This is a genomic window from Frankia sp. CeRuru1 (assembly GCF_977966315.1).
The window spans coordinates 1-16,844 of record NZ_CDWWEW010000067.1; the positions used below are offsets into that span (position 1 = coordinate 1).

General features: G+C 71.4%; 14 protein-coding genes. 8 read left to right on the plus strand and 6 right to left on the minus strand.

What is annotated here, in order from left to right; all coding sequences use genetic code 11:
- Positions 1-261: 261 nt before the first annotated feature.
- Positions 262-684 carry an Rv3235 family protein gene (locus tag AC08OP_RS07495; RefSeq protein WP_476613533.1) on the plus strand — a complete coding sequence of 141 codons (423 nt, stop codon included), beginning with the start codon at positions 262-264 and terminating at the stop codon, positions 682-684.
- 25 nt (positions 685-709) lie between these two features.
- Here AC08OP_RS07495 and secA read toward each other — a convergent pair whose 3' ends face one another.
- Positions 710-3,694 carry a preprotein translocase subunit SecA gene (secA, locus tag AC08OP_RS07500; RefSeq protein WP_476613523.1) on the minus strand — a complete coding sequence of 995 codons (2,985 nt, stop codon included), beginning with the start codon at positions 3,692-3,694 and terminating at the stop codon, positions 710-712.
- Between the two features lie 299 nt (positions 3,695-3,993).
- Here secA and AC08OP_RS07505 point away from each other — a divergent pair, with 299 nt between their 5' ends.
- Positions 3,994-4,551: a GNAT family N-acetyltransferase gene (locus AC08OP_RS07505; protein ID WP_476613524.1), complete on the plus strand. Its 558-nt coding sequence runs from the start codon at positions 3,994-3,996 to the stop codon at positions 4,549-4,551.
- Between the two features lie 16 nt (positions 4,552-4,567).
- On the opposite strand, the gene AC08OP_RS07510 is transcribed toward AC08OP_RS07505, so the two are convergent.
- The 3 genes from AC08OP_RS07510 to AC08OP_RS07520 form a co-directional block, all read right to left on the minus strand.
- A complete protein-coding gene (locus AC08OP_RS07510) occupies positions 4,568-5,281 on the minus strand; it encodes a response regulator (protein ID WP_011435218.1) in 714 nt (237 codons plus the stop codon).
- A 128-nt stretch (positions 5,282-5,409) separates the two neighbouring features.
- Entirely contained in the window at positions 5,410-6,228 is an 819-nt protein-coding gene (gene hpf / locus AC08OP_RS07515; protein ID WP_476613525.1) for a ribosome hibernation-promoting factor, HPF/YfiA family, read from the minus strand.
- A 332-nt stretch (positions 6,229-6,560) separates the two neighbouring features.
- Positions 6,561-7,397: a ComF family protein gene (locus tag AC08OP_RS07520; RefSeq protein WP_476613526.1), complete on the minus strand. Its 837-nt coding sequence runs from the start codon at positions 7,395-7,397 to the stop codon at positions 6,561-6,563.
- A 330-nt stretch (positions 7,398-7,727) separates the two neighbouring features.
- Here AC08OP_RS07520 and AC08OP_RS07525 point away from each other — a divergent pair, with 330 nt between their 5' ends.
- Genes AC08OP_RS07525 through AC08OP_RS07545 form a run of 5 tightly spaced genes read left to right on the plus strand, consistent with a single transcriptional unit; the run spans position 7,728 to position 13,334 of the window.
- Entirely contained in the window at positions 7,728-8,645 is a 918-nt protein-coding gene (locus AC08OP_RS07525) for a DUF7847 domain-containing protein (RefSeq protein ID WP_462187735.1), read from the plus strand.
- Positions 8,642-9,394 carry a DUF4129 domain-containing protein gene (locus AC08OP_RS07530; protein WP_476613527.1) on the plus strand — a complete coding sequence of 251 codons (753 nt, stop codon included), beginning with the start codon at positions 8,642-8,644 and terminating at the stop codon, positions 9,392-9,394. Before AC08OP_RS07525 ends, AC08OP_RS07530 begins: the two co-directional genes overlap by 4 nt.
- A complete protein-coding gene (locus AC08OP_RS07535; RefSeq protein WP_476613528.1) occupies positions 9,391-10,977 on the plus strand; it encodes a DUF4350 domain-containing protein in 1,587 nt (528 codons plus the stop codon). The genes AC08OP_RS07530 and AC08OP_RS07535 overlap by 4 nt, the downstream gene beginning before the upstream one ends.
- Positions 10,974-12,029: an AAA family ATPase gene (locus AC08OP_RS07540; RefSeq protein WP_462187738.1), complete on the plus strand. Its 1,056-nt coding sequence runs from the start codon at positions 10,974-10,976 to the stop codon at positions 12,027-12,029. The genes AC08OP_RS07535 and AC08OP_RS07540 overlap by 4 nt, the downstream gene beginning before the upstream one ends.
- A 9-nt stretch (positions 12,030-12,038) precedes the next feature.
- Entirely contained in the window at positions 12,039-13,334 is a 1,296-nt protein-coding gene (locus AC08OP_RS07545) for a DUF58 domain-containing protein (protein WP_476613529.1), read from the plus strand.
- 278 nt (positions 13,335-13,612) lie between these two features.
- Here AC08OP_RS07545 and AC08OP_RS07550 read toward each other — a convergent pair whose 3' ends face one another.
- The gene (locus AC08OP_RS07550; RefSeq protein WP_476613530.1) at positions 13,613-14,779 is read right to left on the minus strand and encodes an alkene reductase; all 1,167 of its coding nucleotides are present in this window, start codon (positions 14,777-14,779) and stop codon (positions 13,613-13,615) included.
- 132 nt (positions 14,780-14,911) lie between these two features.
- Complete coding sequence (locus AC08OP_RS07555; RefSeq protein WP_476613531.1) at positions 14,912-15,922, minus strand: stage II sporulation protein M; 1,011 nt, start codon at positions 15,920-15,922, stop codon at positions 14,912-14,914.
- A gap of 168 nt (positions 15,923-16,090) precedes the next feature.
- Between AC08OP_RS07555 and AC08OP_RS07560 the strand changes: the two genes are divergently transcribed.
- The coding region (locus AC08OP_RS07560; protein WP_476613532.1) for an RDD family protein at positions 16,091-16,844 on the plus strand (754 nt) is incomplete at its 3' end.

The window sequence follows — 16,844 nt, forward strand, 5'->3', positions numbered from 1 at the left end:
CCCTATGACGACGAGGCCGGACCCTCGCCGGCCGGCGCCTCGACCGGCTCGTCGACAAGGCCGCCCCGACCCCGGGTGCGGCCGGCCGGACGCACCACCGCCGATCGTCCAGGCCGGCCCGTGACCGCCCCGGGAGGCGGCGGACGCCGCCGCGGCGGCCCGGCGGGACCCGGCGGGCCGCCGCGCGGCCGTGGCGGCGCGGACGGCCAGACCGAGCCCGGTGGCACGACGACGGTCGATCGGACTCCTCGGCACCTCGCCATGCCCGAACGCACGGTCACGGGCACAGGAACGGGATCAGCGGCGTCACACGTGGTGCCGGGTCTCGAACCGGTAGCCGGTCCGCGGCCGGGGCGCCCCGCCGGGAGCCGGACGAACCCACCGCCCCGGGAAACGGCGGTGGTCATCGTCAGAGCGATCGTCGAGACGCTCGGCGGAGTGCGCCCGGCCTCGCATCTCGCCGGATGGACGACGCCCCGCCTGCAGAACGATCTCGAACGCATCGTCGCCCAGACCATGGATCGCAGGCGGAGTCAGGTCCGCAGCGTACGGGTCAGCGAACCGCGACCCGGAGTCGCCGAGGTCTCGGCGGTCATCAGCCGAGGTGCCCGGGTGGCCGCACTCGCGCTGCGCATGGAGTCGTCCGGCGGACGCTGGCGGGTGACAACCCTGCAGGTGGGTTAGCGCGGCCACCGGCTCCAGGGATGGATCACTCGGCGTTGCGGCGCGCCGGGTCGCCGTGGCAGCGCTTGTACTTGCGGCCTGACCCACACGGGCAGGGCGCATTGCGAGCGGGACGCGTGCCCGCACCGGGGTGCGCCGTGCCGGCCTCGCCGCGGGCGGCGCTGAGCGCACCGTTTCCAGCCGGGCGGCCCAGTCCCGACCCGCCGTCCACCGTCGTGACCGGCCCGGATCCACCGTCGACTGACGGCGCGGTGTAGCGCAGGCCACCGGTCGGCCGCCGCGGCTCAAGCCCCTTGACGAAGACCGGCGGCGGTGCGGACGGAACCGGTGAAGGGGGTGGCGGAGTCTGGTCGGCCGCCGCGGGGCGAGCGGGCTGCGCGTCCGCGACGGGCCCGGCGCCGCCCGGGATCGTCGGCACCACCGGAGCGGGCAGGGTCGCGGCTCCGGCCGGCGGTGCGGGAGCGGCGGACGCGACCGGCTCGACGCCCACCGGCGCGGCGGCCTCCTCCTGCCCCGCGACCTGAACCTCGACGTTGAACAGCAGCCGGACGGATTCCTCCTTGATACCCTCCATCATCGTCTGGAACATGTCGAAACCCTCACGTTGGTACTCGACCAACGGGTCCCGCTGTCCCATCGCCCGCAGCCCGATGCCCTCTTGCAGGTAGTCCATTTCGTAGAGGTGCTCGCGCCACTTTCGGTCCAAGACCGCGAGGACGACCCGTCGCTCCAGCTCCCGCATGATCGGTTCGCTGTCGGGGCCGTCGCCGAGGTCGAGTTCCCGCCGGTCGTACGCCTCCTGCGCGTCGACCTGGATGTCCTCGAGCAGATGATCGGCAGTGAGCCCGTCACGATCATCGACATCGGGTGCCACCACACCGACCGGGTAGAGCTGCCCGAGCGCCGTCCAGAGCGTGTCGAGATCCCACTCCTCCGGGTACCCGTCGGCGGTGGCTCCGCGCACGTACCCCTCGACGGTGTCGTCGACGAAGTGACGCACCTGCTCGTGGAGATCAGCACCGCCGAGAACCTTGCGGCGCTCCTCATAGATCACGGTGCGCTGCTTGTTCATGACCTCGTCGTACTTGAGGACGTTCTTGCGGATCTCGAAGTTCTGCCCCTCGACCTGGGTCTGGGCCGACCGGATCGCCCGAGTCACGATCTTCGATTCGATCGGGACGTCCTCGGGGATGTTCAGCCGATCCATGATGCCCTCGACCGCGGCCGCGTTGAACAACCGCATGAGATCGTCGCCGAGGGAAAGGTAGAAGCGCGACTCACCGCGGTCGCCCTGCCGGCCGGCCCGGCCACGCAGCTGGTTGTCGATGCGCCGGGACTCGTGCCGCTCGGTGCCGAGCACGTACAGGCCGCCGGCGTCGACGACCTCCTCGTGCTCGGCCTTCACCGACTGCCTGGCCTTCTCCAGGGCCTCCTGCCAGGCCGCCTCATAGTCCTCGGGGGTCTCAATCGGCGAGAGGCCGCGCTGGCGCAGCTCGGCCTGGGCAATGAACTCCGGGTTGCCGCCGAGCATGATGTCCGTACCACGACCGGCCATGTTCGTCGCCACCGTGACGGCGCCCTTGCGGCCCGCCTCGGCGATGATGGCCGCCTCCCGCTCGTGGTGCTTGGCGTTGAGCACCTCGTGCGGCACACCACGCTTGCGGAGCTGCTTCGAGAGGTACTCGGACTTCTCGACGCTGGTGGTGCCGACCAGGACCGGCTGGCCCTTCTCGTGCCGCTCGGCGATGTCCTCCACCACGGCGTCGAACTTCGCGATCTCGGTCTTGTAGACGACGTCCGGCTGGTCGAGCCGGACCATCGGCTTGTTCGTCGGGATGGGGACGACCCCGAGCGAGTAGATCTGGTGGAACTCGGCCGCCTCGGTCATGGCGGTACCGGTCATGCCGGAGAGCTTGCCGTAGAGCCGGAAGTAGTTCTGCAGCGTGATCGTCGCGAGGGTCTGGTTCTCCTGTTTGATCTCGACCTTTTCTTTGGCCTCGATCGCCTGGTGCATTCCCTCGCTGTAGCGACGGCCGTGGAGCACGCGGCCGGTGAACTCGTCGACGATGAGAACCTCACCGTCGGTAACGATGTAGTCCTTGTCCCGCTTGTAGAGCTCCTTGGCCTTCAGTGAATTGTTCAGGTAGCCCACGAGCGGGGTGTTCACCGATTCGTAGAGGTTCTCGATGCCGAGCTGGTCCTCGACCTTCTCGACCCCGGACTCGGTGATGGCCACCGTCCGCTTGCCCTCTTCGACCTCGTAGTCGACATCGCGTTCGAGCAGCGGAGCGATCCGGGCAAACTCCGTGTACCACCTGGTCGGATGATCCGCCGGACCGCTGATGATCAACGGCGTGCGGGCCTCGTCGATGAGGATGGAGTCCACCTCGTCGACGACCGCGAAGTTGTGGCCACGCTGGACGAGTTCCTCCGAGCTCCAGGCCATGTTGTCACGGAGGTAGTCGAACCCGAACTCGTTGTTGGTGCCGTAGGTGATGTCGCAGGCGTACTGGGCCCGCCGGACCGGCGGCGGCATCTGCGGATGGATCACCCCGACGGTGAGGCCGAGGAAACGATGGACCCGTCCCATGTTCTCGGCGTCGCGCTGGGCGAGGTAGTCGTTGACGGTGATGACGTGCACACCCTTACCGGCCAGCGCGTTGAGGTAGGTCGGGAGGGTCGAGACCAGCGTCTTGCCCTCACCGGTCTTCATCTCGGCGATGTTGCCAAGATGAAGGGCCGCGCCCCCCATGACCTGCACATCGAAATGCCGCTGGCCCAGCGTGCGCCGCGCTGCCTCCCGCACGGCGGCAAAGGCCTCGGGCAGCAGGTCGTCGAGGGTCTCCCCCCCGTCCGCGAGCCGCTGGCGGAACTCGTCGGTCATGCCTCGCAGTTCACCGTCGGACAGGCCGGTGAAGTCATCCTCGATCAGGTTCACCTGCTCGGCGATCGCCTTGAGCTTGCGCAGGATCCGGCCCTCGCCGGCACGCAAGATCTTGTCTAGTACCACGGGCGAAACTCCTCCGGCAGGCGCGTCGGCGAGGTCACCGACCCCACGATGCTAGCCCTTCGATAGCCGCCTACAACATCCATCCGCGCGCGGTTCCTCCGGCTGGGACCGGTGAGGAGCAGGCGACGGGAAGGGGTGCCGGCGAGGGGCCAGGGGTCGCGCGGACGGGAACGACCAGAACGGGATGACAGCACGGCGTGCATCGTCCGCCCATGCCACGCCGCACTGTCCAACGACCGGGAGCGCGGATGGGTGCCCGGGACCGGCGGCAACGGTGGCGGCCGGTGCAAGGTTGGAGCATGGCACCTCTCGAACCGGCGGAGATCACGGCGGGCCGCCTGCATCTGCGCCCCTGGCACCCCCGGGACGCCGACGCCGTACACCAGGCCTGCCAGGACCCGGAGATAAGCCGGTGGACGAGAGTCCCGACGCCGTATCTGTACCAACACGCGGTGGACTTCGTCTCACGCCAGTCGCCGCAGAGCTGGGCCAGCGGGACCGGGGCACTGTTCGCGGTGGTGGATGCCACGACCGAGCAGCTCCTTGCCTCGGTCGGACTGGCGGATCTCTCCGGCGACGGCGATGCGAAGATTGGTTACTGGTGCGCGGCGCCGACGCGCGGGCGGGGAGTGACCTCCCAGGCCGTTGCCGCGCTGACCCGCTGGGGTTTCAGAGCTCTGGGGCTGGCCCGGATCGAGTGGCGGGCCGCGGTCGGCAACCTCGCGTCTCGCCGCGTGGCCGAGAAGGCCGGTTTCACCGTGGAGGGCACCCTGCGCCAGGCCCTGCTGCTGGGCGACGGTAACCGGCGGGACTGCTGGGTGGGATCGCTCCTACCGGACGATCCCGCGCCGCGGTGACGCCCCCGACCGGGCCTCAGGTGATCTCGAGCAGCTTCTCCCGGACCGCGTACACGACCGCCTCCATCCTGGAGTGCAGCTGGAGCTTCTCCAGGATGTTCCGGATGTGGTTCTTGACGGTGTTCTCACTGATGTAGAGCTGCTTGGCGATGTCACGGTTGTTCATGCCCTTGGCGACGAGCCGCAGCACCTCCATCTCCCGATCGGTCAGCCGGGGGGTGGGGAGCTGCGGGCGGTCATCCTTGTTTTTGATCATGGCTGCGAACTCGCTGAGCAGCTTCGACGCCATGGACGGGCTGATGAGGCTCTGTCCCCCGTACACAGCGCGGATGTCCGCAGCGACCTCGTCGATAGAGATCTCCTTCAGCAGGTAGCCCATGGCCCCCGCCTTAATCGCGTCGTAGAGGTCGGCCTCCTCGTCGCTGATGGTCAGCATGACGATCTTGGCGCTCGGGACAGCCTCCTTGATGGCGCTCGTGGCGTCGATCCCGCCACGGCGCGGCATCCGCACATCCATGAGCACAATGTCCGGCGCCATCTCCTTAGCCATGGTCACCGCCTCGGCACCATCCGCGGCCTCCCCGACGACCTCGATGTCGACCTCCTGCCCCAGCACCATCTCCAGCCCACGCCGGAACAGCGCATGGTCGTCAACGATCAGCACCCGGATGGGGTTCGCCTCCGATGGCGTCGGCAGCATCTCCTCAGAGCGCTGCTCCTCCACCGTCATCTGACCTCCCTGGACCACTGCCCGCAGCGCACCGCCCCGCGTGCCTCCACGCGGGGCGGTGCGCCGTGTACTCCGACACCCGAGGCAAATAGTCCCACGTCGGCCGGCGGACGCGGCCTTCAGATCGTCTAAACGGCGGCGGCCGAGCTCACGAAGGCGCCCCGGGTTGGCGACGGCCGCTCGTCCCGCTGATCGGCGCCCGCCGGCCCCGACCTGCCGGCCGCCGCCGAACCGGACAACCGGATGACACCGTAGTCGTAACCGACCCGCCGGTAGACGACGCTAGGGAGGCCGAGGTCGACGTCGAGGAAGAGATAGAAATCATGCCCCACCAGTTCCATGTTGGACAGGGCCTCCTCCAGCGACATCGGCTCCGCCTCATGGGTCTTCTCCCGGACGATCAGCGGAGCCTGCTCACTCTGCTCGCCCGCACCGATCCTGGCGGTGGATTCGTCGGCCGGAGCGGCGACGACCGGCCTGGACCCGCCACTGCCACTCCTTCCGGCTGCACCAGCATCCTCGGCACCGGCATCCTCGGCACCGGCCGGTAGGGCAGCCGCCGGCTTCGTGCCCTCCAACGGCATGAGACTGCCGAGCGGGACCGAGGTGATCCCGGTCGGCTTGGCGCCAGCGTGGTTGGCGTGGTGGCGGACCCGCCGGTCGGCGGCCCGGCGCAGCCGCTCGGCCAGTTTGCCGGTGGCCAGGTCGAGGGCGGCGTAGCAGTCGGCCGCGGCGGCCTCGGCCCGGATCACCGGACCCCGTGAGTACACGGTCAGCTCGACTCGGTCGCAGACGTCGGACAGCCGGGGATTGCGTTCCTTCGACAGCTCGACATCCACCCGGATGATGTTGGAGTTCAGCCGTTCCAACTTGGCGAGCTTGGCCTGGACATGATTGCGGAACCGTTCCGGAACCGCGGTGTGCCTGCCCTTGACCACGATGTCCACGCGATCCACCTCCTGTTCGCCTGTCCGGCGCCCACGGCCCTCGCCAAGGCTGCCGACCGTGCGCCGGTGTCTCGGAGCTTCCGGAAGGAACCATCTCCGCGGGGCCGAGACGATCCCCCCGGGCGCCCTATCTACGGTTGTCGCACCTTCCCAACGTTCTACGGCTGGCTGCCCGCATTCGGCTCCCTTCCCTTCAGCGGCGGCGCTACTCCGCCCGCCGGCCCGGTATCCGCACGACGAGTGCACCGCGACCGACAAGCGGTCACTCCCGCTCCGTCGGGCCACTCGGCCGTTGCGCCTACTGCCTGGTCAGGCGGTGCGTACTGGTAGTTTCACCCCGGCGGCCCCGTCAAGGCGAGCAAGCGGTCCCGTCCGCGCGTCGGGCCCGAAGCGGCCACCACGGCGACGGCGCTCGCCCGCAGGGCGCCGGCTCGTAGGGCCCGTACCGCCTCACCCGCCGTGGCTCCCGTCGTCAGTACGTCGTCGACCACGACGATGCACGGGTCCGCGGGAGGCCCGTCCGAGAGATCGTCGGCGGCCCGCACCAGCCGGGCCGTGCGGGCGGGACCGACCAAGCCGAAGGCGCCCGTGAGGTTGACGAACCGTGCCACCGCCCCCAGCCCGGCCTGGTCCGCCGTGTGCCGCACCGGCCGCAGCACGGGAGCGATTCCGACCCGGTGCCCGCGTCGGCGCAGGACCGCGGCCGCCACGGAACACAGCAGCTCGAGGTGGTCGAAACCACGCCGACGCCGCGCGGCGCGGTTCGAAGGCACCGGGACCAGCACCACACCGCGCCCGCGAGGACGGAGACCGGGATGCACGTCGGTGGCACCCACCGCGCCCGACGACACCGCCCGCGCCACCGCGCGGGCGAGCGCGCCGCCCAGCGGACCGGCCAGGTCGCGCCGGCCACGCTCCTTGTAGGCGAGAAGGAGCGCCCGGACCCGGTCGGCGTAGCGGGCGGCGGCCAGGCACGGGGGCAGCCCTCGCCGCCACGGGGTGGCCAGGGAGCCCGCGGCGGCGAGGAACACGGGACCACGAAGCTCGGCGACACACGCCGGGCACGCCGATGCCCCCCAGTCGCCGCATCCGGCGCAGGCAAGCGGCATGATCAGATCAGCGAGGATCGCGAGATTCCTGGTGAGCAGGGACAACGTGGCTCGAGGCATGACAGGAAGGATCAGCCGCGGGCCGCGGGCCGACCAGCCCCGAGTGGTGATCTGTGGATACCGCCCCCGGCAGTCGTGAAGCGGCTGTGGACAACCCTGGGCGACTCGGTCGGCGACCGGCCCCGCAGCCGAGGTGGTGCGCGGCCCAGCCGGCACATCCCGGCCAGCACATCCCGGCCAGACCGCGTAATTCCGCCGGCATCCCCAGCATCCATCCCGGCCGAGAGCACAGAATCCTCATAGTGGCCGCAGCATGCCCACCACAAGCACGGCATCCTTACCTCGACACACCGAACCTCGACACCGACTGCGACGAGTGGAGACACACCGATGGCCGACGGACCCGGTTGGGCCTCGCCCGGCACACCGCCACCCGGCGCCCCGCAGGGCCCGTGGGGACAGTGGCGGTGGGGCCCAGCCGTCCCGAAACCGGGCATCATCCCGCTGCGCCCCCTCGCTCTGGGCGAGATCCTGGACGGCACGTTCGCCACGATCCGCACGAATCCCGGCGCGACCGTCGGGGTGACGGTGGCGGCCGCGGCGGTGGTGGAGACGGTGTCCACCACCGTCGCGATCAGCGGCGAGGACGCGTCGCCGGGCGCCAGGGCCGCCATCACCGTCGCGATGCTCGGTCTCGATCTCATCCTCGGGCTCTTCCTTTCCGGGGTGCTCAGCGTCGTGGTGAGCGAGGCGACCCTGGGGAGCCGAATCACCACGATCGACGCGGTCCGACGGGTCGCGCCACGGCTGCCCGGCCTGCTCGGCCTCACGGTCATCGTGGCGCTGTCGGTGGTGCTGGGGCTGATCGCGCTGCTGGTCGGGGCGATCGTCGTCGGGGTCTACCTGGCGCTGGCCACGCCCGCGTACGTCCTCGAGGGCGGCACCGTGCGCGACGCGCTGCGACGGTCAATCGCGATCGTGCGTGGATCATGGTGGCGAACGTTCGGTATCCTGCTGCTCGCCATGCTGGTGGCGGGGTTCCTCGGTGCGATCTTCGCCATCGCCGCCAGCATCGTGATGGCCTCCTCCGAGTCGGTGTTCGGCGACCCGATCAGGGGTAACCTCACTGTCACCGGCTACATCGTCCAGGCGATCGGCAGTCTGCTCGCTACCACGATCTCCACACCGATCGTCTCCGGAGCCGTCGTCCTGCTCTACGTCGACCTCAGGATCAGACGCGAGGGTCTGGACGTGACCCTCGCCGAGGCGGCCCGCGCCCGCACCGCCGGCCTGCGGCCCTCCGGATGACGCTCGGTGGTCCCGTCACTCGGGACGGAGCTCGGGAGGAGGCTCGGCGGGAACTTTCCAAGCACATCTACAGGAGTCCCGAACCCAGCTGGTGGAGCCGGGCGGTCCGGTGGATCGACGACAAGATCGGGGATCTGGTCCACTGGCTGCTCCCTGGCGGAGACGGCCTCGGCGGAGGGCCGGGTGGTCTCGGGGTCCTCGCGCTCGTCCTCGTACTGGTCGTCGTGGCGGTGGCGCTACGGTGGTGGCTCGGCCCGGTGCGCCGCGGCGCGCGTACCAGGCGGGAGGATGACGACCTGTCCAGTTCGTCGACCGCGGCGCAGTTGCGCGCCGAGGCGGACGGCCACGCCGCCCGCGGAGCCTACGCCGAGGCGGTCCGGTCCCGGCTACGGGCCATCGTGCGGATGCTGGAGGAGAAGGGCGTGCTCGACCCGCGCCCCGGCCGTACGGCCGGTGAACTCGTCGAGGACGTGGCGAGGATCGCGCCGTCCCCCGATGGGGGGCATCCCCGGGGCGGAACGGACCGGCCGGGCGCGGCGGGCGATGGACCCGGCACGGCGCTCGAGCCGGCCGCGGCGCTCGCCGCGGCGGTCGAGGTCTTCAGCGAGATCTGGTACGGCGGGCGCCCGGCGTCCGCGGCCGGCTACCAGGTCCTGGTCGAGGCCGACCGCGCCCTGGCCCAGCTGCGTCGCGGCACCGGGGGCACCGGCGGCACCGGCAGCGCAGACACCCTCGCGGTCCCGGCATGACCATCCCCGGCGCCCCGGCGATCATCGGCGACCATCTCGGTGGCGGCGGGACGGCGGGCGGCGGGACCGCCGGCGGCCGGTCCGGGCGGGGGTCGCCGAGCGCGTTGCGCAGCGGTCCCAGGCCCCCGGCGGTGCGCCGCGGGATCCTCGTGGTGGCCGTCCTCGGCGTCCTGGTCCTCTGTTACGTGGTCGTCTCGGCGCTGGCCGGGCGGCCCGGCGGCCCGGCCTACCTGAACGTGGCCTCCGCCGAGCCCGGAGGAACCCGGGCCCTGGCCGAGATCCTGCGGGCACGCGGGATCATCGTGTCCGCCACGGACAACCCTTCCGGCGGCCGGCAGCAGGTGCCGAACCCCGGTGGTCCGGGCGGCGGGGTCGGTCCAGCCGGGGCGGGTGACAGAGCGACGCTGGTCGTCGTCCATCCGGGACGGCTCACCCATGACGAGCTGATCGCCCTGCTCGGACGGGTCTGGCAGGGCGCCGACGTCGTCCTCGTGGCACCGGGCGCCACGGTGCTCGGTGCCCTGGATGTCGGGGTGGTCACGGCAGACTCCGAGCCCGGCGGCAAACTCGGCGCCGGGCTCGGCGGCGAGCAGAGCGATCCGCGGTGCCTCCTGCCCGAGGCGACCACGGCCGGAACAACCTCGATCGGCGCCGACGAGACCTTCACCCGCCAGGGCGACGGAGCCGGTCCCGGCGATATGGCGGTCTCGTTGTGCTACGGCGACCCGCCCGGCGAGGCGCGCCTCGCCGGGCTGACCCTCACCCGATCGGGCTCACCACGCGTCAGTGGCGGGCGGCTGGTGCTGCTCGGCTCGGCGGGGTTCCTCACCAACGAGCACCTCGACCGCACGGGGAACGCGGCGCTGGCCCTCGGCCTGCTCGCCCGGCAACCCGTGCTGTCCTGGATCACACCCGACGCGGGCGGGGCCGGCGGGGTCGGCACGAAAAGCATGGTGGATCTGCTGCCGTCCGCCTTCTGGTGGGCCTTTCTGCACATCGTCGTCGTCCTGGCGCTGCTGGCGCTGTGGCGTGGCCGGCGGCTCGGGCCGCCGGTGCCGGAGCCCCTCCCGGTGGTCGTCCGGGCGGCCGAGACGGTCGAGGGACGCGGGCGACTGTACGCGGCGGCACACGCCCGGGACAGGACCGCCGACGCGCTGCGGGCCGGGACGCGCGTCCGGCTGGCCGAACGGATGGGCCTGCCCCTGGCCTGGACCCCCGCCGGTTCCCTGAGCCCCGATCCCGTCACTCTGGTGACCGCTGCCAGCGAGCAGACAGGACGGTCACCCTCGGAGATCGGATCGCTCCTGTACGGTTCGGGCATGCCGCCGCAGACCGCCGGACCGCCCGGTCACCTCGGGCGGGCCAGGGACTGGTACCAGTCAGGCCGCTACCCGGCCGAGAACGGACAGCGGCCGGCATCCGGCGAGTCCGGACGGTATCGCGACGGCGGATCCGAGCGGACCGCCGCAGCGGGCGTTCCCCGGGCCGGCCTCGGCGCCCCTCGACGCGATACGCAGGACGCGGCGCTGCTGGCGCTGGCCCACGCGCTCGACGAGCTCGATCGACAGGTAGGCCTACGGTGACATCCCCACGCATCGACGCGCCGACGGCAGCCCCCCCGCCCTCGACCGCATCGTCGTCCGCCGCGGCGCCGGGCCCGGGAGAGCAGCCGGCACCACCGGACGCCCAGACGGCCCGCCGAGCCCTGATCGCGCTGCGCGGTGAGGTGGCCAAGGCGGTGATTGGTCAGGACGCGGCGGTCAGCGGGCTCGTCATCGCCCTGCTGTGCCGGGGACACGCGCTGCTCGAGGGGGTGCCCGGCGTCGCGAAGACGCTGCTGGTCCGCACGCTCGCGACCGCGTTGGCACTGGACACCAAGCGCCTGCAGTTCACCCCGGACCTCATGCCCGGCGACGTCACCGGCTCGCTGGTGTACGACAACCGCAGTTCCGAGTTCACCTTCCGGGAGGGCCCGGTCTTCACCAACCTCCTGCTGGCCGACGAGATCAACCGGACTCCACCGAAGACGCAGGCCGCTCTGCTGGAGGTGATGGAAGAGCGTCAGGTCAGCGTGGCGGGCGTCCCGCGGCCACTGCCGGCCCCCTTCGCCGTCCTCGCCACCCAAAACCCGATCGAACACGAGGGCACCTATCCGCTTCCCGAGGCGCAGCTCGACCGCTTCCTGGTGAAGGTGACGCTGCCACTGCCACCCCGCGACGACGAGGTCCGTGTCCTCGCCCACCATGCGGGCGGGTTCGACCCCTCCGACCTGCCCGCCGCGGGGGTCCGCCCGGTCGCGGGACCAGCGGACCTCGCGGCCGCCCGCGCCGCGGTGCTCACCGTCGGAGTCCACCCGGAGGTGCTGGCCTACATCGTCGACCTGGCCCGGGCGACCCGCGCGGCACCGTCGGTACAGCTCGGGGTGTCCCCCCGCGGCGCCACCGCGCTGCTGGCGACGACCCGGGCCTGGGCGTGGCTGTCGGGACGCGGCTATGCGACCCCCGACGATGTCAAGGCGCTGGCCCGGGCGACCCTGCGGCACCGGATCAGCCTCCGCCCGGAGGCCGAACTGGACGGCGTGACGGCCGACGTCGTGCTCGAACAGGTACTCGCCACCGTTCCGGTGCCCCGGTAGGCGGAAACGGTGGCGATCACCGGCCGTACCGTCGCGCTGGCCCTGTTCGGGGCGCTGGCCGTCGTCCTGTCCCCCGCCCCGGGCCTGACCCTCGTGCTGGTCGATCTGGTGGTGGTGGGCTTGGTCGCCCTCGACCTCGCCCTGGCGGGTGGGGTCCGCACGCTGGAGTTCAGCCGGTCCGGACCGACCGCCGGGCGGCTGGGTCAGCCCGTTCCGCTGGTGCTCGGCGTCACGAACGGCGGCACCCGCACGGTGCGTGCCCACATCCGCGACGCCTGGCCGCCGTCCTCGGGGTCCCGGCCACGGGAGCACCGGGTCACCGTTCCGGCCGGGGAGCGGCGCTTCCTGGAGACGACGCTGCATCCGGCCCGGCGCGGCGACCGGGAGCCATTCCGCATCACGGTCCGTTCGCTGGGGCCACTCGGCCTCGCCGGCCGGCAGGGACGGCATCACTGCGCATGGCGGGTCCGGGTGCTGCCGCCGTTCACGTCACGCCGCCATCTGCCGGCCGCTCTCGCGCGGCTGCGGGAGGTCGAGGGCGAGGTCGCCATCCGCGGCGCGGGCGCCGGCGCCGAGTTCGACAGCCTGCGGGACTATGTGATCGGCGACGACGTCCGGCTGATCGACTGGCGGGGTACCGCCCGGCGCGGGACCGTCGTCGTCCGCACGTTCCGACCGGAGCGCGACCGCAGGGTCGTCTGCGTACTCGACACGGGTCGGACCTCGGCCGGGCGGATCGGCGATACTCCCCGGCTGGACCATGCGCTCGACGCCGCGCTGCTACTCACCGCGGTGGCGCTGCGCGCGGGTGACCGGGTGGGTCTCGTAGCGCACGACAGCGTTCCCCGGATCACCCTGCCAGGCAGGCACGATCATGGGTTACTCGCCCGGATGAGCGACGCGATGGCCACCCTGGAACCGGCCCTGGTCGAGGCCGATCATGGCGGAATCGTGTCGACGGTACTGCGCGGGACTTCGCGGCGGTCCCTGGTCGTCCTGTTCACCGACCTGGTGCCGGCGGTGATCGAGGAAGGGCTGCTCCCGGCCCTGCCAACGCTGGCCGCGCGGCATACTGTCGTGGTCGCGGCGCTGCGCGACCCGCGCGTGGACGAGATGACGACCGGCCGCGGTGACGTCCGTGAGGTGTACGCGGCCGCGGCGGCCGAACAGACTCTGCTGCGGCGACGGGAGCTCACCGAGACGCTGCGCCGCCGCGGGGTCGAGGTGGTGGACGCACCGCCGAGCAGCTACGCGGCGGCCGTCACCGACACCTACCTCACCCTGAAATCCCTCGGCCGGCTCTAGACGACCACCCAGATCTAGACGACTACCCAGCGAAATCATCGAGGTGATTTCGCGAGGTGCCGGCCGGGCCGGCCGGTGTCCCCCGGGTGGTTCCGTGGCGGTAGACGGTACTCTGACCAGCCTGGTCCAGGGATGGCCGCTGACAAGGCGGCGTCACGGGACATCGCACCGACCGCGTCGCGCTCTTGTCCAGGAGGCCGGTTTCCGCGGTTCTTAGCCGGCCAAGGCACACCATGCCCCTCCCACCGCCCGGCCATGCGCGCGTACAGGTTGTCGCGCTAGGCGGTGACGACCGGCCCGGCTTCGGGCGACTCCTGCTGAACCACGGTCACGGCCACAGAGTCGGCATCGGCGTCGGCGTCGGCATCGGCGTCGGCGTCGGCGTCGGCGAGTGCCGGGTAGTCGGTGTACCCGCGCTCGTCGCCACCGTAGAAGGTGGCGCGGTCCGGCGAGTTGAACGGGCCGCCGGCCGCGAGCCGGACGGGCAGGTCGGGGTTGGCCAGGAACAGCGTCCCGAAACTGAGGATGTCGGTGGTGCCGTTCTCCACGAGCGACAGCTCCTCCGGCCCGGTCGGGTGGTCGGGGGTGAGCGGGTTGAGGATGAGCGGACCGCCGAAGCGCTCCCGCAGCTCTCGGGTCAGCTCGCGCCCGGTGTTCTCCGCAATGTGCAGGTATGCAAGCCCCAGCGGAGCGACCGCGTCCACCAGCGCGACGTAGGTGTCGCGCACGTCATCCTCGGTGATGTCGTTGAAGGTGGTGCCCGGCGAGATCCGCAGGCCGACCCGATGAGCGCCGATCGCGGCGGCGACCGCCCGGGTGACCTCCACAGCGAACCGGATCCGACCCGCCGCCGAGCCGCCCCAGCCGTCGGTGCGCCGGTTGGTGCCCCTGGCAAGGAACTGGTGCACGAGGTAGCCGTTGGCGCCGTGGATCTCGACGCCGTCGAAGCCGGCTTCGACGGCGTTACGGGCCGCGGCGACGAAATCGGTGATGATCTCGATGATGCCCTGCTCGGTCAGCTCGGCCGGGATGACGAAGTCCTGCATACCCTCGCCGGTGAACGCCTGGCCGGCCGGGCGGACCGCCGAGGGGGCCACCGGGACGAGACCGCCCGGCAGCAGGTCCGGATGACTGATGCGACCAGCGTGCATCACCTGGACAAAGATCACTCCGCCGGCCTCGTGCACGGCGCCGGTCACCTGCCGCCAGGCCCGCACCTGCTCCTCACTGTGCAGGCCCGGGGTGTTCGGGTAGCCCTGTCCACCGACGGAGGGCTGGGTGCCCTCGGTGATGAGGAGCCCGGCGCCGGCACGCTGGGCGTAGTAGGTGGCCGTGGCCGGAGCCGGGACTGCGCCGGGGGCCCGGTTACGGGTCATGGGGGCCAGTGCGATGCGGTTTGCCAGGCGAAGTCCGCCCAGATCGATCGGGTCGAACGCGGTGGTCATGAGGCTCCCTCTCGTCGGCGTCACGGCTCACCCCAGGACGCCGCGCATGTACCTACCGAACAGGTACATCGCCGGGCAGCCTTCCCGCCGCCCCAGAAATGTGATGCCCGCCACGGGCCCCGGTCGGCGCGGTCAGGCCACCGGGAGCAGGTCGGCGCCGCCGCGCCCGGTGTCGATGTCACCGGTCTCTCCGGCCGCGGCCGCCCGGCTGCCGTACAGCCGGACGTAAGCGATGAAGCCGCCGAACGCCACCGCGCCGATCCCGATCCGGATCGCCGTGGGCAGCCCCGACGGGGTCACGAACGCCTCGATCAGCCCGGAGACGGCCAGCACGAGCGCCATCCCCATCGTGACGGCCACCGCTGCGCGCCCCTCTGCGGCCAGGGCCTCCACCCGCCTGCGCGGACCCGGTGCAATGATCGTCCAACCGAGACGCAGCCCGACCCCGCCCGCAACGAACACGACCGTGAGCTCCAGCAGGCCGTGCGGGAGGATCAGGCTGAAGAACTGCCCGCTCTCCCCGCAGCTGGTCATGTATCCGCCGACGACGCCGAGATTCAGCGCGTTCAGCAACATGACCAGCAGGGTCGGAAGACCCAGCAGCACCCCGAAGACCACCGCCTGCGCGGACACCCAGGCGTTGTTCGTCCACACCTGACTAGCGAAGGACGAGGCCGGATTCTCGGTGTAGTAGGACGCGAAGCCGTGGCGGCACAGATCCGCGACCGCGTCCGGCGCACGCAGGTTCGCCTGTACCTCGGCGTCGTGCACGACCCACAGACCGACGGCCAGCGCGACGAGCAGGGAGCCGAGCGCCGTCGCGACAGCCCACCATCGGCGTTCGTACACGGCCACCGGAAACGTCACCGCGAAGAAACGACCGACGACGTGCCAGCCGGGGTCAGGTGCGCCGCCCACCGCCGCCCGGCCTCGCGTCACCAGGTTCGTCAGATCGTCGACCAGGGTCGTGTCGTACGACCGGCTGCGGATAACCGAGAGGTGGGTAGCCGCGCGCTGGTACAACTCGACCAGTTCGTCGAGCTCGTCCGGTGCCATCCGCCGCGGCCGGCCGGCCTTGTCGACGAGCCGACCAAGCCGGACCCATTCCGGCCGGTGCACAGCGACGTACGCATCAAGATCCATGACGGCCTCATCCTCCCAGACCGTCGAGATCCTCGCAGACCGTCGAGCCGCACGCGTCCGAACCGTCCTCACCGCCGTCGGCGGCACCACCCGGCGAGGAGGATCGAACCGGGCAGCGTAGGCCATAAAGTGATGTCCGGATACCCATCGAGGTCCCGGGGGGCCCAGATGAACCAGGTCGTCACAGGAAAGGGATCCGCCGGTCTCGCCGGCACGGGTGTCCTCACGGGTGAGGCGATCGTCACAGGTGAAGCGATCACCATCGAACTGCGGGTGGCTCGGCTGGGCTCCCGTCTGATCGCCGGCCTGCTCGACCTGCTCATCCAGCTCTACATCCTCTACGCGGTCGGCGCCGCGGCCCTACTGATCGTGCAGCCCGACAACGACGCCCTGATCGCCACGGTGTTCCTGCTGGTCTATGTCGGCATCGTGCTCGGGTACCCGGTCACCTGCGAGACGCTGACGCGCGGGCGGACCCTCGGCAAGATGGCCCTGGGGCTGCGCGTCGTCCGCGACGACGGAGGTCCCATCCACTTCCGGCACGCGTTCGCCCGGGGTCTGGTCGGGGCGGTCGTCGAACGTCCCGGACTGCTGCTGGGCCTGCCCGCAGTGATCAGCATGCTGGTGTCGAAACACGCGAAGCGGCTGGGGGACGTCTTCGCCGGCACGGTCGTCCTGCAGGCCAGCGTGCCGCGCACTGGCGGAGTGCCGGCGTCCGTCCCGCCCCAGCTCGTCGGCTGGGCCGCCACCCTCGACCTCACCGGGTTGGATGATGCTCTGGCCCTGCGTGCCCGCCAGTTCCTCGGCCGGGCGCACGAGCTGTCCCCGCAGGCCCTCGAACGCCTCGGCAGCGGGCTGGTCCGGGAGGTGCGAGCCGTCGTGACACCACCGCCGCCGCCCGGCACGCCGGGCTGGGCCTACC